At 71.5% G+C, this 25544-nt stretch carries 24 protein-coding genes and 2 tRNA genes; 14 read left to right on the top strand and 12 right to left on the bottom strand.

Features of this window, described 5'->3' with window-relative positions; genetic code table 11:
* Positions 1 to 41 precede the first annotated feature (41 nt).
* From AB0C46_RS29885 to AB0C46_RS29875, 3 genes are all read left to right on the top strand, one after another.
* Entirely contained in the window at positions 42 to 521 is a 480-nt protein-coding gene (locus tag AB0C46_RS29885) for a molybdenum cofactor biosynthesis protein MoaE (protein WP_362831597.1), read from the top strand.
* A gap of 299 nt (positions 522 to 820) precedes the next feature.
* Positions 821 to 1003 carry a hypothetical protein gene (locus AB0C46_RS29880; protein ID WP_262042593.1) on the top strand — a complete coding sequence of 61 codons (183 nt, stop codon included), beginning with the start codon at positions 821 to 823 and terminating at the stop codon, positions 1001 to 1003.
* A 126-nt stretch (positions 1004 to 1129) separates the two neighbouring features.
* On the top strand, positions 1130 to 2227 hold the full coding sequence (locus tag AB0C46_RS29875; protein ID WP_362831596.1) for a PDZ domain-containing protein: 1098 nt from the start codon (positions 1130 to 1132) through the stop codon (positions 2225 to 2227).
* Positions 2228 to 2312: 85 nt separating this feature from the next.
* Here the strand turns inward: AB0C46_RS29875 and AB0C46_RS29870 are convergent, their stop codons facing one another.
* Positions 2313 to 2867, bottom strand: a complete 555-nt coding sequence (locus AB0C46_RS29870; RefSeq protein WP_362831595.1) for a PPA1309 family protein — start codon at positions 2865 to 2867, stop codon at positions 2313 to 2315.
* Positions 2868 to 3081: 214 nt separating this feature from the next.
* Between AB0C46_RS29870 and AB0C46_RS29865 the strand changes: the two genes are divergently transcribed.
* From AB0C46_RS29865 to AB0C46_RS29850, 4 genes are all read left to right on the top strand, one after another.
* Positions 3082 to 5886 (top strand): UPF0182 family protein, encoded by a 2805-nt coding sequence (locus AB0C46_RS29865; protein ID WP_362831594.1) that lies wholly within the window; start codon positions 3082 to 3084, stop codon positions 5884 to 5886.
* 110 nt (positions 5887 to 5996) lie between these two features.
* Positions 5997 to 6070, top strand: a tRNA-Met gene (locus AB0C46_RS29860).
* A 207-nt stretch (positions 6071 to 6277) separates the two neighbouring features.
* Positions 6278 to 8128 (top strand): tetratricopeptide repeat protein, encoded by a 1851-nt coding sequence (locus tag AB0C46_RS29855; protein ID WP_362831593.1) that lies wholly within the window; start codon positions 6278 to 6280, stop codon positions 8126 to 8128.
* Between the two features lie 112 nt (positions 8129 to 8240).
* A tRNA-Met gene (locus tag AB0C46_RS29850) sits at positions 8241 to 8314 on the top strand.
* 49 nt (positions 8315 to 8363) lie between these two features.
* Here AB0C46_RS29850 and AB0C46_RS29845 read toward each other — a convergent pair.
* From AB0C46_RS29845 to AB0C46_RS29830, 4 genes are all read right to left on the bottom strand, one after another.
* Positions 8364 to 9494, bottom strand: a complete 1131-nt coding sequence (locus tag AB0C46_RS29845; protein WP_362831592.1) for an ABC transporter substrate-binding protein — start codon at positions 9492 to 9494, stop codon at positions 8364 to 8366.
* A 48-nt stretch (positions 9495 to 9542) separates the two neighbouring features.
* A complete protein-coding gene (locus AB0C46_RS29840) occupies positions 9543 to 10430 on the bottom strand; it encodes an ABC transporter permease (protein ID WP_362831591.1) in 888 nt (295 codons plus the stop codon).
* Positions 10427 to 11263, bottom strand: a complete 837-nt coding sequence (locus AB0C46_RS29835) for an ABC transporter ATP-binding protein (protein WP_362831636.1) — start codon at positions 11261 to 11263, stop codon at positions 10427 to 10429. The genes AB0C46_RS29840 and AB0C46_RS29835 overlap by 4 nt, the downstream gene beginning before the upstream one ends.
* 327 nt (positions 11264 to 11590) lie before the next feature.
* Positions 11591 to 12010, bottom strand: coding sequence for a Fur family transcriptional regulator (locus tag AB0C46_RS29830; protein WP_362831589.1), 420 nt, complete (start codon positions 12008 to 12010; stop codon positions 11591 to 11593).
* Between the two features lie 159 nt (positions 12011 to 12169).
* On the opposite strand from AB0C46_RS29830, the gene AB0C46_RS29825 reads away from it, so the two are divergent.
* Complete coding sequence (locus AB0C46_RS29825; protein WP_362831588.1) at positions 12170 to 13633, top strand: catalase; 1464 nt, start codon at positions 12170 to 12172, stop codon at positions 13631 to 13633.
* A gap of 172 nt (positions 13634 to 13805) precedes the next feature.
* Here AB0C46_RS29825 and AB0C46_RS29820 read toward each other — a convergent pair whose 3' ends face one another.
* Positions 13806 to 14207 (bottom strand): CBS domain-containing protein, encoded by a 402-nt coding sequence (locus tag AB0C46_RS29820; RefSeq protein WP_362831634.1) that lies wholly within the window; start codon positions 14205 to 14207, stop codon positions 13806 to 13808.
* 150 nt (positions 14208 to 14357) lie between these two features.
* The gene (hisN, locus tag AB0C46_RS29815; RefSeq protein ID WP_362831587.1) at positions 14358 to 15161 is read right to left on the bottom strand and encodes a histidinol-phosphatase; all 804 of its coding nucleotides are present in this window, start codon (positions 15159 to 15161) and stop codon (positions 14358 to 14360) included.
* A 176-nt stretch (positions 15162 to 15337) separates the two neighbouring features.
* Here hisN and AB0C46_RS29810 point away from each other — a divergent pair, with 176 nt between their 5' ends.
* The gene (locus AB0C46_RS29810; RefSeq protein WP_362831586.1) at positions 15338 to 16072 is read left to right on the top strand and encodes a helix-turn-helix domain-containing protein; all 735 of its coding nucleotides are present in this window, start codon (positions 15338 to 15340) and stop codon (positions 16070 to 16072) included.
* Positions 16073 to 16141: 69 nt separating this feature from the next.
* On the opposite strand, the gene AB0C46_RS29805 is transcribed toward AB0C46_RS29810, so the two are convergent.
* The 4 genes from AB0C46_RS29805 to AB0C46_RS29790 form a co-directional block, all read right to left on the bottom strand.
* Positions 16142 to 16465, bottom strand: a complete 324-nt coding sequence (locus AB0C46_RS29805) for a multidrug efflux SMR transporter (RefSeq protein WP_030081785.1) — start codon at positions 16463 to 16465, stop codon at positions 16142 to 16144.
* Between the two features lie 165 nt (positions 16466 to 16630).
* The gene (gene rsgA / locus AB0C46_RS29800) at positions 16631 to 17638 is read right to left on the bottom strand and encodes a ribosome small subunit-dependent GTPase A (protein WP_362831585.1); all 1008 of its coding nucleotides are present in this window, start codon (positions 17636 to 17638) and stop codon (positions 16631 to 16633) included.
* A gap of 14 nt (positions 17639 to 17652) precedes the next feature.
* Complete coding sequence (gene aroA, locus AB0C46_RS29795) at positions 17653 to 19026, bottom strand: 3-phosphoshikimate 1-carboxyvinyltransferase (RefSeq protein WP_362831584.1); 1374 nt, start codon at positions 19024 to 19026, stop codon at positions 17653 to 17655.
* Positions 19027 to 19191: 165 nt separating this feature from the next.
* Positions 19192 to 19905, bottom strand: a complete 714-nt coding sequence (locus tag AB0C46_RS29790) for a M50 family metallopeptidase (protein ID WP_362831583.1) — start codon at positions 19903 to 19905, stop codon at positions 19192 to 19194.
* 35 nt (positions 19906 to 19940) lie between these two features.
* On the opposite strand from AB0C46_RS29790, the gene AB0C46_RS29785 reads away from it, so the two are divergent.
* Together AB0C46_RS29785 and AB0C46_RS29780 are read left to right on the top strand one after the other, a co-directional pair.
* Positions 19941 to 20774 (top strand): SOS response-associated peptidase, encoded by an 834-nt coding sequence (locus AB0C46_RS29785; protein WP_362831581.1) that lies wholly within the window; start codon positions 19941 to 19943, stop codon positions 20772 to 20774.
* A gap of 56 nt (positions 20775 to 20830) precedes the next feature.
* Complete coding sequence (locus AB0C46_RS29780) at positions 20831 to 21478, top strand: alpha/beta family hydrolase (protein WP_362831580.1); 648 nt, start codon at positions 20831 to 20833, stop codon at positions 21476 to 21478.
* A gap of 263 nt (positions 21479 to 21741) precedes the next feature.
* Here the strand turns inward: AB0C46_RS29780 and AB0C46_RS29775 are convergent, their stop codons facing one another.
* Complete coding sequence (locus AB0C46_RS29775) at positions 21742 to 22329, bottom strand: XRE family transcriptional regulator (RefSeq protein ID WP_362831579.1); 588 nt, start codon at positions 22327 to 22329, stop codon at positions 21742 to 21744.
* Positions 22330 to 22726: 397 nt separating this feature from the next.
* Here AB0C46_RS29775 and AB0C46_RS29770 point away from each other — a divergent pair, with 397 nt between their 5' ends.
* The 3 genes from AB0C46_RS29770 (at position 22727) to AB0C46_RS29760 (ending at position 25449) form a co-directional block, all read left to right on the top strand.
* Positions 22727 to 23422: a sigma-70 family RNA polymerase sigma factor gene (locus AB0C46_RS29770; RefSeq protein WP_362831633.1), complete on the top strand. Its 696-nt coding sequence runs from the start codon at positions 22727 to 22729 to the stop codon at positions 23420 to 23422.
* The gene (gene rsrA, locus AB0C46_RS29765) at positions 23419 to 23832 is read left to right on the top strand and encodes a mycothiol system anti-sigma-R factor (RefSeq protein WP_362831578.1); all 414 of its coding nucleotides are present in this window, start codon (positions 23419 to 23421) and stop codon (positions 23830 to 23832) included. Before AB0C46_RS29770 ends, rsrA begins: the two co-directional genes overlap by 4 nt.
* Positions 23833 to 24015: 183 nt before the next feature.
* Positions 24016 to 25449, top strand: coding sequence for an HD-GYP domain-containing protein (locus AB0C46_RS29760; protein ID WP_362831577.1), 1434 nt, complete (start codon positions 24016 to 24018; stop codon positions 25447 to 25449).
* The last annotated feature ends 95 nt before the right edge of the window (positions 25450 to 25544 follow it).

Here is a 25544-nt window from a genome sequence, read left to right as displayed (position 1 = left end):
CGGCCATTCCCGCGGCGCCCCCGGTACGGCACGATGGGGGTATGTCTGGCATGCCCTCCCCTTCGTCCCCCGGCCGCGACCACCCCGGTGAGCGGGCCGCGGCGGACCCGATCCGGCTCCTGGAGATCCGCGATACCCCGCTGTCCGTGGACGAGGTGTTCGCGGCCGTGGGTGACGCGGCGGCCGGCGGCACGGCCCTGTTCGTCGGCACGGTCCGCTCGCACGACAACGGCGCCGACGTCGAGGGCCTGGGCTACTCCGCGCACCCGACGGCCGAGGCGGAGATGCGCCGGATCGCCGAGAAGGTCATTGCCGACTTCCCCGTCCGTGCGCTGGCCGCCGTCCACCGGGTGGGCGATCTGCGCATCGGTGATCTGGCCGTGGTCGTCGCGGTGTCCTGCCCGCACCGGGGCGAGGCGTTCGAGGCCTGCCGCAAGCTGATCGACGACCTCAAGCACGAAGTGCCGATCTGGAAGCATCAGACGTTTTCCGACGGGACAGAAGAATGGGTCGGCGCGTAGCGCCGTCTTCTGGGGGCGGAGGTCGGGCGACGGGCGGGAGGGTCGGTGCGTAGCGCCGTCTTCTGGCGGCGACCGGTGGGAGGGTCGCCGCGCAGCCCGTTTTCAGGTGCGTATCCACGTGTTCTCCGGGCAGGCGACAGAGCAGACGGGGCGGGCGGCGGTGGCCTGCGAACGGGAGGCCGAACCGGTGCCTTGTTTTCCGGTTGCGTAACCCGCCCCCTGGCATAAGCGTTGACCCCGCAGATGGTTAATCTGCTTATTCGTCGATCGCGGTCATACAAGGGGTTGGGAGGTCGCTGATGGGTGCGCTCCTCTGGTTGCTGATTCCGGTTGGCGCCGGGCTGGTTGCCGCGGTGTGGAGCAGCTGGGCCCTACGGAATCGCAAGGCCGGGGACGTGGCAGAGCTCGCGGGCTATGCCCGGTTCCGGGATGCCATGGAAAAAGAGCATTCCGTTTCCGATCCCGCCTCGGACCCGGTCTGACATTCGCCGTTCGTATGCGGAAGCAATCGCCACCCTTTGGGGTGGCGATTGTCTGCGGGCCGGTGCCCGGCCTCGTACGGACGGCCCCGCGGGCCGGTTGTCATACCCGTCCCGTACTGTCGTTCCATGCCACGCCGCACCGCGACGCTGCTCGCCTCGATCCTGATGTTGATCGCGCTGCTCTGCGCAGGGGTGCTGATCCCCGTGCCGTACTCCGAGATGTCTCCGGGGCCGACGGTCAACACTCTTGGTGATCACGACGGTGAGCCGGTGCTGCAGATCTCCCGGCGCAATACGTATCCGACGACCGGTCACCTCAACATGACCACCGTCCGGGTCACCGGCCCCGACTACACCATGAACCTCTTCGAGGCGGTGTACGGCTGGCTCGACCACGACAACGCCGTGGTGCCGCACAAGACGCTCTATCCCGAGGGGCAGACGGCCGAGCAGGCCGACCAGGAGAACGCCGAGGAGTTCAGCCAGTCCCAGGAGAGCGCCAAGGCCGCCGCCCTCAAGCAGCTGCACCTCCCGGTCGCCGCCCAGACCGTCGTCGGCTCCGTGGTCAAGGACAAGCCGGCCGACGGGAAGCTGCACGCGGGCGATGTGATCAAGGCCGTGGACGGCACGGCGGTCAAGCAGACCGGCGACGTCGCCAAGCTCGTCACCCGGCACAAGCCGGGCGAGAAGGTCGCCTTCACGATCATCCCCGCCAAGGAAGCTGCCGCGGCGGAGAAGCAGGGCAAGAAGCCCGGGACCGGCGCGAAGCAGATCACCATCGCCACGCAGAAGGCGGACGACGGCCGCGCCATCGTGGGCATTCAGGCCGGGGTGGACCACATCTTCCCGTTCCCCATCGACGTCAAGCTGGCCGATGTCGGTGGCCCGAGCGCCGGGCTGATGTTCGCGCTCGGCATCGTCGACAAGCTCACGCCCGGGGACATGACGGGCGGCAAATTCGTGGCCGGTACGGGCACCATCGACGACACGGGCAAGGTCGGCCCCATCGGTGGCATCTCGATGAAGACCGTCGGTGCGCGCGACAAGGGCGCGGAGTTCTTTCTGACGCCCAAGGAGAACTGCGCCGCGGCGGCCAAGGACACCCCGCAGGGGCTGACCCTGGTCAAGGTCGGGACCATAGGCGACGCCGTCAAGGCGCTGGAGAAGATCCGCAAGGGCGACACCGCCGGCCTGCCGAGCTGCAGCCCGACAGGCCGGTCCTAGGGAGACACCCCTAGGACGGACCCGCCCCAGGACCCCGGGAGCCGGACGCGAACCGCCCGTCCCGGGGGAGCCCCGGCGGCCGCGATCAGGCCTCGAACGTCGCGGCCAGTGCCTCCGCGAGGCCCGGTACCAGGGCCGAGCCGGTGAGGACCTCGGACGTGGAGTCCTTCTCACGCAGCCGCAGTGCCGACTCACGGGATCCGTCCCGCAGCACGGCCACCGTCATCCGGACCTCCTGGCGGTCCGGGTGCTTGGCGACCCACTTGGCGAGCTGCGCCTCGTCCATGCCCGCGGGCTCGGAGTCCTCGGCCGACGGCGGCAGCATTAGCCGCTCGACGGTCAGCGCACAGCCGGTGACGGCATCGGGCCAGGCGATGGTGGCCAGGAACTCATCCAGCGGGACGCCCGCCGGGATCTCGTCCTGTTCCACGGGGGTCAGGGACGTGGTGGTGGAGTCGTCGATGCCGAGCTGGGCGGCGAGCGAGGGCTCCTGCGCGCGCAGCTTGGCGGTGTCGACGAGGGCGAACAGTCGGGCCGGCTGATCCCAGCCGAGCCCGGCGCTGTACTCGTCGATCTCGAGTACCGCGCGGGTCAGGGGGTCGGCGGCGAGGGGGGTGCCGTCAACGGGGAGGTTGGTCATGCTCAACATCGTGCCTTGTGTACCCCGGAAAGCGGGAACTGAGTAAAGCCTTCGTAAGTTGCATCGGTGGGTCCTACTATCGCCGGGCCTGCTCCACACGACAGCGAACTTCGAGGTGCGCACCTTGGCTTTCCAGATGCCGGACCGCGGCGGAGGCCCGACAGGGCCACGGATCAGAGTCGGCCGACCATCGCGGCGGATCCGGACCCTGCTCATGACATTGGGTGTGCTGGCCGTTTTGGCCATGCTCTTCGTGATGTTTGCAGGGTTTTGGACGGATTGGCTCTGGTACCGCTCGGTCAAGTACTCCTCGGTCTTCACGACCACCCTGTTGACCAAGATCGGTCTGTTCTTCGCCTTCGGCGTGGTGATGGCCGTGGCCGTCGGCGTCAACATCTGGCTGGCGCACCGACTGCGGCCGCCGCTGAGCGCGATGTCCATGGAGCAGCAGAGCCTGGACCGCTACCGGATGAGCATCGCGCCGTTCAAGAAGTGGGCGCTGATCGCGATCACCGCGGTGATCGGGCTGATCGCCGGTGCCTCCGCCTCGGGCGAGTGGCGCACCTGGCTGCAGTGGGTCAACGGCGTCCCCTTCGGCACGAAGGACCCGCAGTTCGGGATGGACGTCGCGTTCTACGCCTTCGATCTGCCCTGGTACCGCTTCCTGCTGAGCTTCGGCTTCGCCTGCGCGGTGCTGTGTCTGGTCGCCGCGGCGCTGACGCACTACCTCTACGGCGGGCTGCGGCTGACCAGCCCCGGTTCGCGGGCGACGGCGGCGGCGACCGGCCATCTGTCGGTGCTGCTGGGCATCTTCGTCTCGCTCAAGGCGATCGCGTACTGGCTCGACCGGTACGGCCTCGCGGTCAAGTCCAGCGGCCTGAAGTCGGCCGACAACTGGACGGGCCTGCGGTATGTCGACGCCAACGCCTATCTCCCGGCGAAGACCATCCTGTTCTTCATCGCGGCGATCTGCGCGGTGCTGTTCTTCGCCACCCTCTGGCGGCGGACCTGGCAGCTGCCGGTGATCGGCTTCGGCCTGATGGTGCTCTCGGCGGTCCTCATCGGCGGGCTGTACCCGGCGATCGTGCAGAAGTTCCAGGTCCAGCCGAACGAGCAGGCCAAGGAAGCGCCGTACATCAAGCAGAACATCAAGGCGACCCGGGATGCGTACGACATCCAGGACTCCGAGGTCACGCCCTACAAGGGCGATTACCAGCCCACCGGCAAGGCGGACAGCCAGCGGCTGCGCGATGACGCCGACACCACGGCCAGCATGCGGCTGCTCGACCCGAACGTGGTCTCGCCGGCCTTCCAGCAACAGCAGCAGGTGCGGGGGTACTACCAGTTCCCCTCCACCCTGGACGTCGACCGCTACAAGGACAAGGACGGCGCCGAACAGGACACCGTCATCGGTCTGCGTGAGCTGAACATCGCCGGTATCCCCGAGCGCAACTGGATCAACGACCACTTCAAGTACACCCACGGCTACGGCGCGGTCGCCGCCAAGGGGACGGAGGCTGCCGACGGCGGCGGTCCGAAGTACACGGAGTCGGATCTGCCGGCCAAGGGGCAGCTCGGCAAGTACCAGCAGCGGGTCTACTACGGCGAGAAGACCTCGCAGTACTCCATCGTCGGGGGTCCCCAGAAGGAACTGGACTACTCCGACGACAGCGGCGAGAAGAGCTACAGCTACCAGGGCAAGAGCGGAGTCAACCTCGGGAACCCGATCAACCGCGCCGCGTACGCGGTGGCGTTCGGGGAGCCGCAGATCCTCTACTCGGGCGCGATCGGCGACGGCTCGCGGATCCTGTACAACCGCACGCCCAAGGAGCGCGTCGAATCCGTCGCCCCCTGGCTGACCATCGACGGCGACGCCTATCCGGCGGTCATAGACGGCCGGATCAAGTGGATCGTGGACGCCTACACCACCAGCAACGGCTATCCGTACGCCTCGCGCACCACGCTCGGGGACAGCACGGCCGATTCGCTCACCGACGGCCAGCGGGCGGTGGTGGCCCAGCAGAACCAGGTCAACTACATCCGTAACTCCGTCAAGGCGACGGTGGATGCCTACGACGGCTCGGTCAAGCTCTACCAGTGGGACGAGAAGGACCCGGTCCTCAAGACCTGGATGAAGGCGTTCCCCGACACGGTCGAGAAGAAGAGCGCCATAAGCCCGGCGCTCAAGGAGCATCTGCGCTACCCGCAGGACCTCTTCAAGGTGCAGCGCCAGCTGCTGACCACGTACCACGTCACGGATCCCGGCACCTTCTACACCGGCTCCGAGCGCTGGCAGATCCCGAACGACCCGACGACCAAGTCGGGCAACGCCGTACCGCCGTACTACCTGAGCATGAAGATGCCGGACCAGAAGAACCGTGCGTTCTCGCTGACGACGACCTTCACGCCCAACAAGCGCGACAACCTCGGTGCGTTCATGGCTGTCGACGCCAATGCGACCAGCCGCGACTACGGCAAGATCAGATTGCTGAAGCTGCCGTCGGAGACACCGGTGCCCGGCCCACAGCTGGTGCAGTCGAAGTTCAACTCCGATCCGGTCATCGCCAATGAGCTGAACATCCTCAAGAAGTTCGGCGACTCGGAGATCGAGTACGGCAATCTGCTGACCGTGCCACTGGACGGCGGACTGCTCTATGTCGAACCGGTGTATCTGCGCGGCGCCAACACCAACTACCCGCTCCTGAAGAAGGTGTTGGTCAGCTACGGCGACAACAAGCCCGTCCTGGAGGACTCCCTCAAGGACGCGCTGGATGTGGTCTTCGGCAAGAAGGCGCCCAGTACGGGCACGGAGGAGCCGCCGGGCGGCGGCGACACCGGTCAGCCACCGTCCGGCCAGACGGCGCAGCAGGCCCTCGCCGACGCGCAGGAGGCCTACGAGGAGGGCGAGAGGGCGCGCGCCTCGGGCGACTGGGCCGGTTACGGCGAGGCCCAGAAGAAGCTGAAGGCGGCGCTGGACCGGGCGGCGAAGGCGTCCGAGAAGGGCAAGCCGGGCAGCTGAGCCGGCCCGCCGTATCTCCTGGCTCTGGGGCCGCCGGTGCGAACCGGCGGCCCCAGAGCCGCGTCGGTACGGGGGCCGTCCGCTGCCGTGATACCTTGTGGACACAACGACGCGGGGTGGAGCAGCTCGGTAGCTCGCTGGGCTCATAACCCAGAGGTCGCAGGTTCAAATCCTGTCCCCGCTACGGAAAGACGAAGGCCCGGATCCTCAAGGATCCGGGCCTTCGTCATGTGTTCAGGTCGTTATGGGGCAAGGCCGGGTCGTACGGCCCATGTGGGGGAGCTGTGTGCTTGAGTTTGAGAAGTCGTCGTGTCGGGAAGTCGACAAACCGCTGAAGTGACCTCACTGGCTGCGGTATACCAGGTGTACGCGGGTTACAGGTGATGCGACGATGGGTCTTATGGGGGACAAGGCAAGGTTGTTGGAGACGGACCGGTTTGTGCATGCGCCCGACGACGGGCGCGAATCCGACCTGCAGATGGACGCGATGGAGGCCGCAGAGGCCGCCGAGGCGTCCGATGCCGTGACCGAGTCCGGCCACCGCCGGGCCGCCGAGGCGGGCGACACCGCCGCGATGAGCGCGCTCGGCGCGATGCTGCTGCGCCGCGGTGACCTCGACGGCGCCGAGCCGCATCTGCGTTCCGCGGCCGCCGCCGGTGACCGCGCCGCGGCCAACAACCTGGGCGTGCTGCTCCACCAGCGGGGCTACGGGGACGAGGCGGCCGGCTGGTGGCGCATCGCCGCCGTGGCCGGTTCCGCCGCCGCCGCGCACGCCCTCGGGCGCCACTACCGCGAGCGCGGCGACGAACCGGCCGCCGAGTACTGGCTGCGCCAGTCCGCCGAGTCGGGCCACTGCCTGGGCGCCTACGCCCTTGCCGACCTCCTGGAGCACCGCGGGGACATCGGCGCCGAGCGCTGGTTCCGTACGGCCGCCGAGCGTGGCCACCGGGAGGCCGCGTACCGCCTGGCCCGGCTGATCGAGGACGGGCGCGACGCGGACCACCGCGGGGTCCCCGCGTACGGGGAGCTGAACCAGCAGGAGGAGGCCGAGCAGTGGTACCGCCAGGCTGCCGCGCGGGGCCACCGGCGGGCCGCGCTGCAGCTGGGCGGGCTTTTGGAGGAGCGCGGTGACGTCCAGGAGGCGGGGCGCTGGTACCTGTCCGCCGCCAAGGACGGAGAGGCGCGCGCCGCCTGTGCGCTGGGCTTCCTGCTGCGTGACGCGGGGGACGAGGAGAGCGCCGCCGAATGGTGGCGGCGCGCCGCCCAGGACGGCGATGGCAACGCTGCCAATGCGCTCGGTGCGCTGCACGCCGACCGTGGTGAGCTGCAGACCGCCGAGCGCTGGTACCGCGCCGCGCTGGACGCCGGGGACGTCAACGGCGCCTACAACATCGGGCTGCTGTGCGCCGAGCAGGGCCGGGAGGGGCGCGGCGAGCAGTGGTACCGCCGGGCCGCCTACGCCGGGCACCGCGAGGCCGCCAACGCGCTGGCCATCCTGCTGCTGCAGCGCGGCGACGCCTCGGGGGCCGAGCCGTGGTTCTCCAAGGCGGCCGAGGCGGGCAGTGTGGACGCCGCGTTCAACCTCGGCATTCTCTTCGCCGGGCGGGGCGCGGAGCGTACGGCGCACACCTGGTACGAGCGGGCCGCCGCGGCCGGGCACACCGAGGCGGCGCTGCAGGTCGCCATCGTGCAGCTGCGGGACGGTGAGCTGCAGGACGCGGAGCGGAATCTGCGCTGCGCGGCCGGTGGTGGCAGCGCCGAGGCGGCCTTCCGGCTCGCGGACCTCCTCGACCGCAAGGCGACGGCCGCGGGCGAGGGGCTCGCGGACAGTGAGCGTACGGCGGACGACGAGAGCATGCAGTGGTACGAGCGCGCCGCGCGCCAGGGCCACCGTCGCGCCCAGGTCCGGGTTGGCATGTTCGCGGCGGCTCGCGGGGAGGCCGTCGAGGCGGCCGAGTGGTACCGCGCGGCGGCCGAGGCCGGCAGCCGTAACGGCGCCTTCAACCTCGGGCTGCTGCTGGCCCGTGAGGGCAGCCTCCCGGAGGCCGCTCTGTGGTGGCAGCGCGCCGCCGAGGCCGGGCACGGCCGGGCGTCCCTCCGGCTGGCGCTGCTCGCCGCCCGGCGCGGTGCGCTCGCGGAGGCGCAGAGCTGGTGTGCGCGCGCCGTGGAGCTGGGGCCGCCGGAGGTGGCGGAGCGTGCGGCGCGGTTGCGTACGGCGCTCCAGGAGGAGCTCAGCGCGTAGCGGGCGGCAGGGCGTCCGGAAGCCCGGGGCCGGGCCCACAGGGCGGGTCCCGGGCCCCGCGGAAGGAATTTGCGCTGGTCGTCGGGCCGGGGTTAAAGTATGGACACAACGGCGCGGGGTGGAGCAGCTCGGTAGCTCGCTGGGCTCATAACCCAGAGGTCGCAGGTTCAAATCCTGTCCCCGCTACTGAAGGACGAAGGCCCGGATTCTCCGAGAATCCGGGCCTTCGTCGTGTTCATCTCCGGAGCCGGTGGCCGACCGCCTCCGCGTACAGGCTGCGGTCGACGAGCCGGTCCTCCGGCAGTGGTGCCCCTCTGGTGACCCCGGCGTCCCGGTAGGCCTTCTGGAGCCGGTCCACGGTGCCCTTTCTGATCTCCCAGTCCATCCGGAGCGAGGGCACCGAGGTCAGGACCTTCCCGTCGACGTCCAGCAGCTTCGCGAGTTCGGCGGCGAAGGCCTTGTCGGCCTTGTAGTCGCCGGCGAAGTACGTGTTGACCGTGCGGAGGTAGGCGCGCAGGAAGGCGACGCCGGCGTCCGGGTCCTGCTGGAGCAGATGCGGGCCGTACAGGGCGCCGCCGAGCGGTTCGCCCCGGGGCTGGCCGCCGAGGAAGGCGTACCTCTTGTCGCCGTCGACCCGCCGCCAGACCGGGTCGAGCAGCCAGGCGGAGTCCACTCCGCCGCCGGTCAGGGCGGTCAGTACGTCGGAGGAGCCGAGCTGCTGGAAGGCGACGGAGTCCAGGCGGGCGCCGTGACCGGCGAAGGTTCTGCTCATCGGGTACATGATCACGGAGCCTTTCCCGATCATGGTGCCCAGCTTCGTTCCCTCGAGGGAGGCCGAAGAGGCGCTCTCCCCGCTCTTCAGGCGCACCCACAGGCCGCTCCTGGACTTCGGGCCGGGGGAGAAGTTGCCGGCCACCCAGCGGATGTCGAAGCCGCCGTTGACGCCGTTGACGACGGCGGCCTCGGGGGCCGCCCACAGGGCGTCCAGTTCGCCCTTGGCCAGCAGTGGCAGCGCCTCCGGGGTGGGCAGGACCTTCAGCCGGACGTCCAGGCCCTCCTTCTCGAACTCGCCCCTGGCGAGGGCCAGCCGCAGCGGGGCCACGTACTCGGCGCTGAGTGTGCCGGTGGCGACCGTGAGCGTGCGGCGTTTCGCGAGGGGGCGCGGGGCCGGGGCGCCCTTGTCGCAGCGGGCCGGTGCGCGGTCCGGTGCGAGGTCGGCGGGGTCGGTCCAGGCGGCTGTGCCGCAGCCCGCCACGGGCTTGATGGTGCGGGGCCTCGCGGCGGAGGGGCCGGCCTCGGGGGCGGCGCAGCCCGCGCCGAGGGCGAGTGCGGCGATCAGCGCGGCAGTGGTGGTGCGGATGCGCATGGGACCTCCGTACGGGACGGACGGACGGGCGGACGGGCGGTGCGGGGATCAGCTCCGGGGCCGGCCGCGGTCGCGGGGTGCCCACGGGGTGAGGAAGCGCCCGGCCAGCCGCACCAGCTCGGAGAAGAGCACGCCGAGGACGGCCACACAGACGATGCCGACGAACATCACGTCGTTCTGGAACAGGGCGCGGGAGTCGAAGATCAGATGCCCGAGGCCGTCGGTGGCGGCGATCTGTTCCGAGGCGACGATGACCAGGACGGCCACGCCCGCGGCGATCCGGGCGCCCACGAGAACGGCGGGCAGGGAGGCGGGCAGCAGGACGTGCCGGAACATCTGCCAGGGGCCCGCGCCGAAGACCTGGCCGGCGTCGCGGTGGCCGGACGGGATGGCCAGCACCGCCGCCATGGTCGAGATCCAGACGAAGAAGAAGACGGTGGTGGCGACGAGGGCGACCTGCGGTCCCTCGCCGAGCCCGAACATGTTGAGGAAGACCGGCAGCAGGGCCAGCTTGGGGACCACGTACAGGGCGTCCAGGAGGGGTTCGAGGGCGGCCCGTACGAGGGACAGTGAGCCCATCAGCAGGCCCAGGAGATGGCCGGTGACGGTCCCGACGGCATAGCCCGCCCATACGCGCCGGAGCGTGGCCCACACGTCCGGCCACAGCTCGCCGGCCAGGGCGCGGTCCCAGCCGTCGGCCAGGATCGTCGACGGTGCGGGGTAGATGCGGTCGTCGAGCCAGGCCCGGTCGGCGGCCAGTTGCCACAGCAGGACGAGCAGCAGCGGAACGGCGACGGCGAGCGAGAGCTCCAGGGTGCGGCGGCGGCGGTGGGTGCGCTCGGGGCGCAGTTCCCGGGGGCCGGGGCGGCGGACGAGGAGCCGGCCGGCCGCGGTGGGCCGGTCGTCCTCGCGGCCGGGCCGGGGGAGGGTGGTCATGCGGGGACGGCCCCCTTGGTGGTCCGGTGTGCCGGGCCGGTCCCGTCGGCCCGGCGGTCGACCTCGTCGCGCAGCAGCTGCCACAACTCGGCCTTCAGGGCGGTGAATTCGGGGGTGGCGCGGACGTCGCCGGTGCGGGGGCGGCCGAACGGCGGGCGGCGTTCGGCGATGATCCGGCCGGGGCGTGCGGACATCACCAGGACCCGGTCGCCGAGTACCAGGGCCTCTTCGAGGCTGTGGGTGATGAAGAGGGTGGTGGTGCGGGTGGTCTGGGTGAGGTCGAGCAGTTCGTCCTGGAGGACGGTGCGCAGCTGGGCGTCGAGGGCCGCGAACGGCTCGTCCATCAGCAGGATCTCGGGCTCCACGGCGAGTGCGCGGGCGAGGGCGACGCGCTGGCGCATACCGCCGGAGAGCGTGGCCGGGTAGGCGCCGGCGAAGTCGGCGAGTCCCATCCGGGCCAGCCAGGAGCGGGCCCGTTCGTCGGCCTCCTTACGGGGCACGCGCTGGAGGTCGAGGCCGAAGCGGACGTTGCTCAGCACGGTCTTCCAGTCGTAGATGCCGTAGTCCTGGAAGATCATCGCGGCCGGGCGGCCGGCGCTCACCCGGAGTTCCAGCTCGCCCTCCGTGGGGCGCAGTAGCCCGGCGGCGATGCGCAGCAGGGTCGACTTCCCGCAGCCGGACGGGCCGACGACACAGACACATTCGCCCGGCGCGATCTCGGCATCGACGGGACCGAGAGCGGCCAGTGCCCTGCGGCCGCGGCCGAACGAGCGGGCCAGGGCGCGGGCGCGCAGGGCCGGTGGCGTGGGCGGGTCGTCGGGTGGGCGGTGCACTGCGGAGGAAGGGAGCGGCTCTCCCACGGGGTGCTCCTTGCGGAGTGCGGACAGGGTGCCGCCGTGGTGCGGGGCCCGGGTCCGGTGGGGCCCGGTGGCCGGAAAGCGCGGCGCGCCGACGATATGACGGTGCGTCAGATTTGGGCAAGGGTCGTGCGGGCATGGGTGTGCGGTGTGTACAGGTGTGGTGGTGCGGTGGTGAGGGTCCGTGCGTCGGGCGGGCCGGGTACGCGAAGGAGCCCGCGACCGGGTGGACGCGGGCTCGGCAGGGCGTACGGCGTGATCCGGTGCGGGAGCGGCCCGGACGGGGGCCGGCTTCCCCCGGCGTCAGGACGGGGCGCTGCAGGTGGGGCAGATGCCCCGGTAGGTCACGGTGACCTCGGAGACCTGGAAGCCGTAGCGCTCCGGCTCGGGCAGTGCGGAGAGCGGGTCGCCCTGGACGTGGACGTCGCGGATCGTGCCGCACTGCGAGCAGACGAGGTGCTGGTGGTCGTGGTGGGCGTTCGGGTCGTAGCGCTTGGCCCGGCCGTCGGTGCTCACCTCGATCACCTCGCCGAGCGACACCAGCTCACCCAGGGTGTTGTAGACCGTCGCGCGGGAGATCTCGGGGAGCCGGTCGGATGCCCGTGCGTGCACCTCGTCGGCGGTGTAGTGGACGTGGTCCCCGTCGAGGACCTCGGCGACGACGCGTCGCTGTGCGGTCAGCCGCCAGCCGCGTCCCCGGAGCCGTTCAAGCAGGTCACTCATGCCATTCACCTATCAGTCAGATAGACCCAGGGTAGCAGTGGTAGTCCATCACCGGATTGTGTACGAGTTTCGCTCCCTTCTTGACTTAGACATTGTCCAATGTAGGATCGTGACCGGCGCAAGCCAAGGGCAGGTGTAGAAGACTTTCAGGAGGCGCACGTGTCGGTAGAGAGCACCACTGGACCGCTGACCACGGAGTCCGGGGCTCCGGTCGGGGACAACCAGAACAGCGAGACGGCGGGCGTCGGCGGACCCGGCCTCATTCAGGACCAGCTCCTGATCGAGAAGCTTGCGCACTTCAACCGTGAGCGCATCCCGGAGCGCATCGTGCACGCCCGTGGCGCCGGTGCGTACGGCACCTTCACGGTGACCGCGGATGTGACCAAGTACACCCGCGCCAACTTCCTCTCCGAGATCGGCAAGCAGACCGAGACGTTCCTGCGCTTCTCCACCGTCGCGGGCAACCTCGGTTCGGCCGACGCGGTGCGTGACCCGCGCGGCTTCGCGCTGAAGTTCTACACCGAAGAGGGCAACTACGACCTCGTCGGCAACAACACCCCGGTGTTCTTCATCAAGGACGCCATCAAGTTCCCGGACTTCATCCACACCCAGAAGCGCGACCCGTACACCGGCTCGCAGGAGGCGGACAACGTCTGGGACTTCTGGGGTCTGTCGCCCGAGTCCACTCACCAGGTCACCTGGCTGTTCGGCGACCGCGGCATCCCCGCGACGCTGCGCCACATGAACGGCTACGGCTCGCACACCTTCCAGTGGAACAACGAGGCCGGCGAGGTCTTCTGGGTCAAGTACCACTTCAAGACCGACCAGGGCATCAAGAACCTCACCCAGGACGAGGCCAACAAGCTCGCCGGTGAGGACGCGGACAGCCACCAGCGCGACCTGCGGGAGTCCATCGAGCGCGGGGACTTCCCGAGCTGGACCGTCCAGGTGCAGATCATGCCCGCGGCCGACGCGGCGAACTACCGCTTCAACCCCTTCGACCTGACCAAGGTCTGGCCGCACGAGGACTACCCGCCGATCGAGATCGGCAAGCTGGAGCTCAACCGCAACCCGCAGAACATCTTCGCCGAGGTCGAGCAGTCGATCTTCTCCCCGCACCACTTCGTGCCGGGTATCGGCCCGTCCCCCGACAAGATGCTCCAGGGCCGTCTCTTCGCCTACGGCGACGCGCACCGCTACCGCGTCGGCATCAACGCCGACCACCTGCCGGTGAACCGCCCGCACGCCACCGAGGCGCGTACCCACAGCCGGGACGGTGTGCTCTACGACGGCCGTCACGCCGGGCAGAAGAACTACGAGCCCAACAGCTTCGGCGGCCCGGTCGAAACCGGCCGGCCCCTGTGGCAGCCGGCCGCCGTGACCGGCCCCACCGGCGAGCATGTGGCGCCCTCGCACGCCGAGGACGACGACTTCGTACAGGCCGGAAACCTCTACCGGCTGATGGCGGAGGACGAGAAGGAGCGCCTGATCAACAACCTGGCGGGCTTCATCTCCCAGGTTTCCCGCGATGACATCGCCCAGCGGGCGATCGAGAACTTCCGCAAGGCGGACACGGACTACGGCAAGCGGCTGGAAGCCGCGGTCCAGGCCCTGCGCGGCTGAGCGGGCGCCCCCTTTGCGGCTGAGCCGCCGCCGCTCTCGCGGAGGTGGGTGCGCGCCGTGGGGGTTGCTCAACTGCCGCTTGCCGTACAAAGCGAAGAGGCCGGATGCCATGGGGCTCCGGCCTCTTCGTGCGGGCGGCTCCGGGCCGTGCGCGCCCGGAGCCGTTCGCGGCTCAGGCGGGTACCGCGCGGGCCCGCTCCGTGGCGGCCGACCAGCAGCGGATGATGTCGCGTACGGACACCACACCGACCGGTTCCTGGTCGTTGAGCACGATCAGATGGCGGAAGCCGCCGCGCACCATGGCGTCCGCGGCATCGTCCAGGGTCCAGTCCGGCGCGGCGAAGACCACGTCCGAGGTGGTGTGGGTCTGGGCGGTCTCCCGGTCGGGGTTCTCGCCCGCGCCGAGGGAATTGAGGATGTCGCGCTCGGTGAGGATGCCGATGCCGCTGTTGTCGTTGTCGAGGACCACGGCCGCGCCGATACGGCGGGCTGCCATCAGCTGCGCCGCCTGGCGGAGGGTGTGAGCGGGCCCGATGGTGAGGACCACCGTGCTCATGGCGTCTTTGACGTGCATGGGCATGGAGTGGAGCCACCTCCTTGGTGAATGTGCTTGCGAAGGGATTCACAAGTTCACAAAGTGGGGGATTCTCATGTTCACATGCCTGTGCCGATGCAACAAGGGGCAGCTGCTGGACGGTTGTCCGAACGGGCGCTCCGCCGCAGGTCAGTGCGGGGAGTCGCCGAGGTAACCCAGCAGATCCTCGTGCAGCAGACCGTTCGAGGCCGCCGCGTTGCCGCTGTGCGGGCCCGGCTTGCCGTCCAGCCCGGAGAAGTGCCCGCCGGCCTCCTTCACGACCACCGCGCAGGCCGCCATGTCCCACAGCGACAGCTCCGGCTCCGCGCAGATGTCCACCGACCCCTCGGCGATCATCATGTACGGCCAGAAGTCGCCATAGGCCCGGGTGCGCCAGCAGTCCCGGCTCAGATCGAGGAAGCTGGGCAGCTTGCCGCGCTCCTCCCAGCCGGTCAGCGACGAGTACGCGAACGAGGCGTCCTGGATGCGGCCGACCTTGGAGACCTGCAGCCGGGTCGCGGAGGTCAGACTGCGGCCGGTGAAGGCCCCCAGGCCGTCGGCGGCCCACCAGCGGCGGTTGAGCGCCGGTGCCGAGACGATGCCGACCACCGGGCGGTCACCGCCCTCCCCGCGCTCCATCAGCGCGATCAGCGTCGCCCAGACCGGCACCCCGCGGACGTAGTTCTTCGTGCCGTCGATCGGGTCGATGACCCAGCGACGCGGCCCCGCGCCCTCGCTGCCGAACTCCTCGCCGAGCACCGCGTCCCGTGGCCGGGCCCGCTGGAGCTGGCCGCGGATCAGTTCTTCGGCGGCCTTGTCCGCCTCACTCACCGGTGTCATATCCGGTTTGGTCTCGACCTTGAGGTCGAGTGCCTTGAAGCGCTCCATGGTGGCGGCGTCCGCGGCGTCCGCGAGAACATGGCCGAGGCGAAGATCATCGTGATAGTCGGGCATGTGCGAACAGTATCCATTGGTATACGCCGGATCCACACGGCCGTGCGCCGCCCGGCGTGTGGCGGCCCGCGCGCCGCCGGTGAGCACCTGCTGCGACGACCCTTGACAGGGTCTGGCGGCCCGTCAATTCTGTGCGCACACCGGCTACCCGGGGCCGGCGGCCGGGGAGGCGACGGATGCCCGCAGCGCGTGAATCCTTGCTGGACGCCGCCTACACGGCGCTGACGGAACGGGCCTGGACGGCCGTGCGGATGGTCGATGTCGCGGCCGCGGCCGGGGTGTCCCGGCAGACGCTCTACAACGAGTTCGGCAGCAAGGAGGGGCTGGCCCGTGCCCTCGTCCGCCGGGAGACCGACAACTACCTCGCCGGGGTCGCCCGCGCCCTGTCCCAGGGCGCCCCGGCCGCCGGCACCGGGGGCGACGCGGCGGGCCGGGTGGTGGCCGCGGCCGCCTGGACACTGCGGACCGCGCGCACCAACCCCCTGGTCAGGGCCGCACTGACCGGCTGCTGGAACGATCGGCTGCCGGCCCCCTCGCCGGCCGCCGCCGACGCCGTGCCGCTACGGGCCGCCCGGTCCGGCATCCCCGCGCAGCGGGCCGCCTCGCCGGGTGACGGGCCGCTGCCGGGGCCCGCCGAGCTCGTCGGCCGCTTCTGCGACCAGGCGGTCGCGGCGCTGGAGCCCGACTGGCCCGAGGAGCAGCTGCCCGCCCTGGGCGCCGCCTGCGAGACCGCGGCGCGGCTGACCCTGGCCTGTGTGGTCGCCCCGGTGACGCCGGGCGCGGCGCCGCCGCCGGGACGCCTGCCGGCACGGCGGACGCGCCGTGAGCAGGAGACGGAGGCGGTGTCCCGGCTCGTACGGGGCGCCTTCGCCCGGGTGCCGGCCGACGTGCCGCCGGGGGAGCGCTGCTGACGGGGCGTCACGGCCGCGCGGGCGGTGCGCCCGCCGGCGGACGGCGGGGCCGGTTCGCGGGGCGCCGGCTCAGTGCGCCGACCCCGACAACTGCAGCCCGACCACCCCGACGATGACCATCGTGATGGAGACAATCTTCAGGGTGGAGACCACATCGCCGAGGAAGACCATGCCGTAGATCGCCGTACCGGCCGCACCGATGCCCGTCCACACCGCATACGCCGGGCCGACATCGAGCTTGCGCAGCGCCAGCGTCAGCAGACCGAAACTGCCGAGGGCGAAGGCCGCGAACGCGATGGTCGGGAAGAGACGGGTGAAGCCGTGCGAAAGCTTGAGGCAGACCGCGAAGCCGGTCTCCAGGATCCCCGCCACCACGACCAGCAGCCACGCCATGTCCCATTGCCTCCGTCAGCTAGGGCCTGTCCCAGGTGAGCGACGACGGGGCGTCAGAATCACTCCCCAAGGCCCCGTCCGGGCGCTCCGGGGCTGATGGACCACCGCGCCGACCTCGGTGTGATTATGCATTTACCTCGGACGGGCGGTGGCAAACGTCGGCGATCAGTCGCCCTCGCGTCGCTCACGGGTGGCCAGGAGGCGGCGCAGGGAGTAGAGACGGGCCGGATCGGCGTGGCCGTCGGTGACCCACCGGTCCAGTGCGCAGTCCGGTTCGTCGTGGCTGCAGGCCCGCGGGCACTCCGCGGTGCCGGGCTCCAGGTCCGGGAAGGCGTGGATCACCCGGGACGGGTCGACGTGATGCAGCCCGAAGGACCGTACGCCGGGGGTGTCGATGACCCAGCCCGAGTCGTCGGGCAGCGGCAGCGCCAGCGCGGAGGTGGTGGTGTGCCGGCCGCGGCCGGTGACCGCGTTGACATGGCCGATGGCCCGGCGGCGCTCCGGAACGAGGGAGTTGACCAGGGTGGTCTTGCCCACCCCGGAGTGCCCGACGAACGCCGTCATACGGCCCGTCAGCGCCGCCCGGACCCGCTCGGCGGCGCTGCCGTCGGCGAGTTCGTCGCGGTTGGTGACGAGGTAGGGGACGCCGAGCGCGCCGTAGGACTCCAGCAGGGTGTCCGCGGACGCCAGATCGGACTTGGTCAGCACCAGCAGCGGGTCGAGGCCCGCGTCGTAGGCGGCGACCAGACAGCGGTCGATGAGCCGGGGGCGCGGCTCGGGGTCGGCGAGCGCGGTGACGATCGCGAGCTGGTCGGCGTTGGCGACCACGACCCGCTCGAACGGGTCGTCGTCGTCGGCCGTACGGCGCAGTGTCGAGGAGCGCGGTTCGACCCGGACGATCCGGGCGAGGGTGTCCTTTGCGCCGGTCAGATCGCCCACGACGGCGACCCGGTCGCCGACCACCGCGCTCTTGCGGCCCAGTTCACGGGCCTTCATCGCGGTGACCGTACGGCCCTCGATGAGGCAGGTCAGCCGGCCGCGGTCGACGGTCAGGACCAGCCCCTCGCCGGCGTCCTCGTGCTTGGGGCGGATGTTGGTGCGGGGGCGGTTGCCCTTGGGGTTGGGGCGGACGCGGATGTCGTCCTCGTCGGGGTTCTTTCCGTAGCGGCGCATGGCGGCGTCAGCCCTCAGCCTCTCCGGGCCGGCACGGCCGCCGGGTCGAGCATGTCCGTCCACATCGCGGGGAAGTCGGGCAGCGTCTTGGCGGTGGTGGCGACGTTCTCCACCTGTACGCCGTCGACGGCCAGGCCGACGATGGCCGCGGCGGTGGCCAGCCGGTGGTCCTCGTAGGTGTGGAAGACCCCGCCGTGCAGGGGGCGCGGCCGGATGTGCAGCCCGTCCGCGGTCTCGGTGACATCGCCGCCGAGCTCGTTGAGCTCCTTGGTGAGCGCGGCCAGCCGGTCGGTCTCGTGCAGCCGGAGGTGTGCCACCCCGCGCAGTGTGGAGGGGGAGTCGGCCAGTGCGGCGACCGCGGCGATGCCGGGGGTCAGCTCACCGACCTCGCTCAGGTCGACGTCGATGCCGTGGATCCGGCCGCTGCCGGTGAAGGTCAGCCCCCGGTCGGTCAGCTCGCAGGAGCCGCCCATGGTGGTGAAGATCTCGCGCAGTGCGTCACCGGGCTGCGTGGTGTGCTCGGGCCAGTCCGGGATGGTGACCCGGCCGCCGGTGACCAGCGCCGCGGCCAGGAACGGCTGGGCGTTCGACAGGTCCGGCTCGACGACCAGATCGCGGCCGAGCAGCGCGCCCGGGGTGACCCGCCAGACGTTCGGCTCGCCGCCCGCCTCCGGGGTGTCCACCTGCGCGCCGACGCTGCGCAGCATGTCGACGGTCATCCGGATGTGCGGCATGGAGGGCAGCGCCGCGCCCACGTGCCGGACCTCGACGCCCTGGTTGAAGCGCGGCGCGGACAGCAGGAGGGCGCTGACGAACTGGGAGGACGAGGACGCGTCGATCTCGACCCGGCCGCCGTCCAGGCCGCCGCTGCCGAAGACCGTCATGGGCAGCGCGCCGCGGTTGTCGTCGTCGATCCGGGCGCCCAGGGCGCGCAGCGCTTCGATCACACCGCCGAGCGGACGCTCGTAGGAGCGCGGGTCGCCGTCGAAGCGGATCGGGCCGTCGGCGAGCGCGGCGACCGGCGGCAGGAAGCGCATGACCGTTCCGGCATTGCCGACGTCGACGGTGGCCGGGCCGTGCAGACCCGCCGGGATCACCCGCCAGGCCTCGCCGCCACCGGGCTGCCCGGCGGCGTCCGTGGCACCGGCCGAGCTGGAGGAGGCGGTCTCCTCGATGCCGACGCCCAGGGTGCGCAGCGCCTCGGCCATCAGGAGCGTGTCACGGGAGCGCAGCGGCCGGCGCAGCCAGCCGGGCTCGGCGGAGAGGGCGGCCAGGACCAGGCCGCGGTTGGTGACCGATTTGGAGCCGGGCACGGTGACGGTTGCATCGACGGCCCCGGAGGCAAGGGGGGCGGGCCACAGGGCGGGATGTGTGGGGCTCTCGGTCATGCCCTTACTTTAATGGCTGGGCAAGAGTGCCGATCTTGATCAAAAGTGGCGCAACCGCTCCGAAAGCCGGCACGGACAGTGCGCTCACGTGCCGGAACCGCATGCGCGGTGGAAGCGCCGGCAGCGGTGGCACCGGAACCGGCCGTCGGCGCGGGGCGGTTGACGTCAGACGCCGAGCAGCCAGCGCCCGCCGCCTACCAGGGAGCACAGCGTCACCACATGGAAGAGGCCGAGCCAGACGAACGCCGGGACATTGGTCAGCCGCGCCAGCTGGTCCGGATCGGAGTCCACGGCCCCGCCCCGCCGCCGCTTCCCCTGGAGCTCGAAGGGCGGCCGCACCCCGCCCAGCAGCAGGAACCACACCACCGCATACGCGAACGCCGCCTGCACCTCCGCTGTCGTCAGCCAGGAGACCAGCACGAACGCGGCGCCGGTCAGTACGACCGTGAGCACGCCATAGGCGTTACGGATCATGACCAGCATCGCCAGGAGCAGCGCGGTGGCGCCCCACAGCAGCGCCGTGATGTGCCCCGCGGCGAGGAGCGCGGCGCCCGCCAGACCGAGCAGGGACGGCGCGATGTAGCCGGCCGCGGCGGTCAGCACCATGCCCAGACCGGTCGGCTTGCCACGCGAGACGGTCAGCCCCGAGGTGTCGGAGTGCAGCCGGATGCCGTCCAGGCGACGGCCGGTGACCAGCGCGATCAGCCCGTGCCCGCCCTCGTGCGCGATGGTGACGGCGTTGCGCGACAGCCGCCAGGCGGTGTGCGGGACGACGGCGCCCAGCGCGAGCACCGCCGTGGCGATCACCAGCCAGAGCGAGGGATCGGGCTGGGTCCCGAACACGCGGCTCCATATGTCCGTGAGGTGGTCGGTGTCCATGTCTCCCCTTCGTGTGGCATGGCAGTGTGGCATGCATGTGCGGTAGGTATGCAGCGAGTCGACGCCCCGAGGAGCTGGTGGGGTTCTTCGGCGTTCAGCAGTGGGAGCCGACGGAGACCCTGGCGCCGAGTTGGAACGTGGCCCCGACGGACCCGGTGCACGTGGTGCTCGAACGCCCCCTCAAGGGCGCGGCGGCCGAGGCGTTCCCGCCGGGCAGCCCGGTGCGCCAGCTGCGGGCGCTGAAGTGGGGCCTGGTCCCCTCGTGGTCGAAATCACCCGAGGCCGCGGCAAAGATGATCAATGCGCGGGCCGAGACGGTGCACGAGAAGCCGTCCTTCCGGCAGGCCTTCGCGACCCGTCGGTGCCTGCTGCCCGGAGACGGGTATTTCGAGTGGGTCACCGACCCCGCGGAGCGGCAGCTGGAGGAGCAGGGCAAGAAGAAGCGGCCCCGTAAGCAGCCGTATTTCGTGAGGCCGGCGGACGGCTCCGTGATGGCGATGGCCGGGCTGTACGAGTTCTGGCGGGACCGTACGCTGCCCGGAGATCACCCGCTGGCCTGGTGGGTGACCTGCACCGTGGTCACGACCGAGGCCGAGAGCACACCGCTCGCCGGGGCGGCCGGCGACGCCGGGCCGCAGTCGCTGGCCGACATCCATCCCCGGATGCCGCTGGTGCTGACCCCGGACCGCTGGGACGCCTGGCTCGACCCGGCCCGTACCGACCCGGACGCGGTGCGCGAGCTGCTGGCGCCGCCGCCGGCCGGGCTGATGCGCGCCCACCCCGTCCCCACCGAGGTCAGCAATGTCCGCAACAACGGGCCCGAGCTGGTCACCGAGCTCGACGGACCCGAGGTGGGCACCCTGTTCTGACCGCCGCGCGGCCCGCCGCGGTGACCTTCCCGCCGTGGCGCGGGCAGGATGGGCGTATGAGCACTGGGGCGATGGAGACCGAGACGGTCGTGACACCGGCGGGCGACGCTCGGATCACCTGGTACCGGGAGGCGAAGCCGGCGCGGGCCGTGGTGGCACTGAGCCATGGCGCCGGCGGCGGCATCGAGGCGCGTGACCTGCGGGCCCTGGCGGCCGCGCTGCCGGCCCGCGGCTACCCCGTGGCGCTGGTCGAGCAGCCGTGGCGGGTGGCGGGCAAGAAGCTGGCACCCGCGCCGAAGACCCTGGACACCGGCTGGACCGCGCTGTGGCCGGCGCTGGAGAAGCCGGGACTGCCGGTGGTCGCCGGGGGTCGGAGCGCCGGGGCCCGGGTGGCCTGCCGTACCGCACGGGAGCTGGGAGCCCAGGCCGTACTGGCGCTCAGTTTCCCGCTGCACCCGCCAGGCAGGCCGGAGAAGTCCCGGGCGGACGAGCTGACCGGCGCCGGGGTGCCGACGCTGGTCGTCCAGGGCGGCCGGGATCCGTTCGGCCGGCCGGAGGAGTTCCCGCCGGGGACGGAGATCACCGAGGTGGCACACGGTGACCACGGCTTCGCGGTGCCGAAGAAGGCGGGTGTCGGCGAGGCGGAGTCGATGGCCGTGATCGCGGACGCGGTGGCGGTCTGGCTGGACGGGATGTTCGGCTGACGGGCCGGGCCCGCCGTTGCGGACCGGGGAAAGCCGGGGCGGACCGGGGAAAGCCGGGGCGGACCGGGGAAGGCCGGGGCGGACCGGCGCGGGCAGCAACGGCGGGCCCGGCGGCCGGGACCGGTCCGGGGTGGCCGGCCTGCGGTCCGGCAGGCTCCGGCGGCCGGTCGAGCGGGCGGCGGGACGGCCGGGCGGCCGGGGCAGCACCCCGCGCGCCGTGAGGCCGGCCGGGCCAGCACCCCGCGCGCGTGAGGCCGGCCGGCTCAGCCGTCCTGTCCGCGCGGGCGGGCCCGGACGTGCATCCGCTCGCCCTGTCTGCCGAAGAGGCTCAGCAGCTCCACCGATTCGTCGCCCGCGGGCCCGAACCAGTGCGGCAGCCGGGTGTCGAACTCCGCCGCCTCCCCGGCCCGCAGCTCCACCTCGCGGTCGGCGAGCAGCAACAACAGCCGGCCGGACAGCACGTACAGCCACTCGTAGCCCTCGTGCGTACGCTGCTCCCGCGGGCCGCCCACCGGGTCCAGGATCAGCTTGAACGCCTGCAGCGCGCCCGGCTGGCGGGTCAGTGGGACCGCCGTCCTGTCCCCCAGCCGCATGGGTGCCGCCCGCACCCGTGGATCGCCGACCTCCGGCGCCCCCACCAGCTCGTCCAGCGGCACCTGATGGGCCTGTGCCAGCGGCAGCAGCAGTTCGAGGGTGGCCTTGCGGCCGCCGGACTCCAGGCGCGACAGGGTGCTCACCGAAATGCCGGTCGCCTCGGAGAGCGCGGTCAGCGTCACCCCGCGCTCCTGGCGCAACCGCCGCAGCCGCGGGCCCACCTCCGTGAGCACTCGCTCGTATGCGTTGTCGTTCACCCTTCTATTGCTGAAGCGGCAAGCAGCTTTGTCAACCCGTCCAGGCGTCCCGAGGAGCCCGCCGGACTCCGCCGGGAAGCCGCTCGCGCCGTCCGCAGGGGCATCCGCCGCGAAGGCCGGCCGGAATTCCGTCCGAAGCCTTGACAGCGGACCGGGAATGCCGCGGCGGATGCGGCTGTTGTGCCATGCGTAGTACTCGAGTACGTCCGGTGAAGCACGAGGAATGGGAGTCCGCCGCATGGGAATCGCTTGCCCGGCCCGCCCGGCCGCCGACCTGCCGTGGTCGCAGATGCAGGTGACGCAGCCCGCCCTGGCTGGAGCGGCGGCGGCACCGGATCGTCGTCTATTCTCCGAATCGGGTGGGTCCGCATCCGGATCCAGGACGGTGTTGGAGGAGGTGGGTCCGGTCACCGGTACCGACGCAGGGACCGACGGCACGGCTGAGGAGAAGGCCCAGGAGAGCGCGGTCGAGCGCAATGCGCGCTTCGAGCGGGATGCGCTCACCTTCCTGGACCAGATGTACTCCGCCGCGCTGCGCATGACGCGCAACCCGGCCGACGCGGAGGACCTGGTGCAGGAGATGTACGCCAAGGCGTATGCGTCCTTCCACCAGTTCCGGGAGGGCACCAACCTCAAGGCGTGGCTCTACCGCATTCTCACGAACACCTTCATCAACTCCTACCGCAAGAAGCAGCGTGAGCCCCAGCGCAGTGCCGCCGAGGAGATCGAGGACTGGCAGCTGGCACGCGCCGAGTCGCATATGTCGACGGGGCTGCGCTCCGCCGAGTCGCAGGCGCTCGACCACCTCCCCGACTCGGACGTGAAGGCCGCGCTCCAGGCGATCCCCGAGGAATTCCGTATCGCGGTATACCTGGCGGACGTGGAGGGCTTTGCGTACAAGGAGATCGCGGACATCATGGGGACACCCATCGGCACGGTGATGTCCCGTCTGCACCGCGGTCGGCGCCAACTGCGCGGCATGCTGGAGGATTACGCCCGTGAGCGCGGGCTGGTCCCGGCGGGGGCGGCGGCCGGTGACCCGCAGGCCGCGCAGACGTCGGACGCGCACGACCGGAAAGGCTCTGGATCATGAGCTGCGGAGAGCCGCACGAGAAGGACTGCTCAGAGGTCCTTGATCACCTCTATGAGTATCTCGACCGGGAGATGCCCGCCGGGGAGTGCGCAGATTTCCAGGTGCATCTCGACGAATGCTCGCCGTGCCTGGAGAAGTACGGCCTGGAGCAGGCCGTCAAGAAGCTCGTCAAGCGCTGCTGCGGGCATGACGACGTCCCCAGCGATCTGCGCTCCAAGGTCATGGGCCGGATCGAGCTCATCCGGGCCGGGGAGACCGTCCCCGAGGTGAGCGTGCTCGAACAGGCCAAGAAGGACCAGGCGCAGCGCGAGCAGGCAGATGCCGCGGTGTCCGCAGCGGAGGAGGGGACCGGTCCGGCCGACGCGACCGGCTCCACCGATGCACGTACCGAGGCCGCACGGGCCGAATAACGCGGCACGTCACCCCAAGGGGTGAGGGGTGGGGCGATCGTCCCGCCCGATCCGCTGATCCGCCTTCCCCGGCGTCCCAGCCCCTCTATTCTCACCGACCCGAGCGCACTGCGGATGCAGTGCGACGGGGGCCCCGGCTCCGCACGAGCCCGGGGGAGCGGTGGGCAGGGTGAGGAGGGCGCGATGCGAGGGCTTCCGACGGCCGCACGAGGGTATATCGGCTGCGCCGCGCTGGCCGCGGCGCTGTGTACCGCCCCCGCGGTGGGGCTCGGTGCCGACGCCCCCTGGAGCAGCGCCCTCGCCCTGGCCACCCTGTACGGACTGTGCGAACTGCTGCGCCGCTGGCCGCCGCCGGGCGGGCGGGTCCCGTACGGCACGGTCTCCGGGGTGCCTGGGGGATTTCCCGCCGGATGGGCCAGCCCCGTCCTGCTCGCCGGGGTCTTTCTGCTGCCGCCGCCGCTGGCCGCGCTGGCCGCCGTCCCCGGGGCCGTGATCGCACCGGTCCAGCCACGCTCCGCCGCCGCCCGCAGGCTCTGGCACGCCGCCGAGCTGGCACTGGCCTGCTGGGCGGCCGCCCAGGTCTTCCGGGCCCTCGGCCACCACCCGCTGTCCGCACCGCAGTTCCCCGTGGTGCTGCTGCCTGCCACGGCGGCCGCGGCCGCCTTCGGCGTGGTGCTCGCGGCGCTCGACGGCGGAGTGCTGGCGGCCGCCGAGCGGCACCCCGTACGCACCGCCTGGCGCGGGCTGCTGAGCCGCTCACCGGTGCCGCATCTGGTGCACGGCCTGGCCGGGCTGATGATGGCGGTCCTGTGGTGCAGCTCGTACGGGCCGCCGGCGGCGCTGCTGGTACTGCTGCCGATGTACCTCTCCTGCTGGGTCTTCGCCCAGTACCACCGGGAACGCGCCGCCCATCAGGCCACCATCCGCGCCCTCGTCCAGGCCGTGGACATCAAGGACCGCTACACCCGCGGGCACAGCGAACGGGTCGGGCGCGCCTCGGTGATGATCGCCCGGGAGCTGGGCATGGCGGAGGACCGTATGGAGGCGCTGCGGTTCGCCGGCATCCTGCACGACGTCGGCAAACTCGGCGTCCCCACCCGGCTGTTGCGCAAGGACGGGCCGCTGACGCCACCGGAGCGCCGGGTCATCGAGCTGCACCCCGAGTACGGACACGAGATCGTGCGCGGCATCGGCTTCCTGGAGGAGGCGCGGGCGGCGATCCTGCACCACCACGAGCGGCTGGACGGCAGCGGCTACCCCTACGGGCTGAGGGGGCATCACATCCCGGAATTCGCACGGGTGGTGGCGGTCGCCGACGCCTTCGACGCGATGACCTCGACCCGTTCCTACAGCCGCGCCAGGCCGGTGCCGGTGGCCGTCGCGGAGCTGCGCAAGTGCGCCGGTACGCAGTTCGATCCGCGGATGGTCCGCGCGCTGGTGGCCTCGCTCGACCACTACGGCTGGCATCCGGATCTGGTGACGGCGGCGGACGCGGAGCCCGGCACGGGGCGTTCCGGGCGGGGAAACGTCACGCCGCAGGACGCCGGGGGCGGGGCGCCCGAGCCGGTGGCGCCCGAGCCGCGGCCCGAACGGGCCGGGCGGGACGGTGTGCGGTGAGCGGCGCCCCGGAGGAGCCCCGGCGGGTACGGGCGGCCGGGCGCCGGGCGGCAACGGCCCGCGCGACCGGCGCCCCGCGCACCGCGGTGCCCGGC

This window comes from Streptomyces sp. NPDC048637, from assembly GCF_040650675.1.
In the GTDB taxonomy this organism is placed as follows: domain Bacteria; phylum Actinomycetota; class Actinomycetes; order Streptomycetales; family Streptomycetaceae; genus Streptomyces.
Note: the sequence above shows the minus strand (reverse complement) of the source record. Positions and strands in the feature narration are given on the sequence as shown.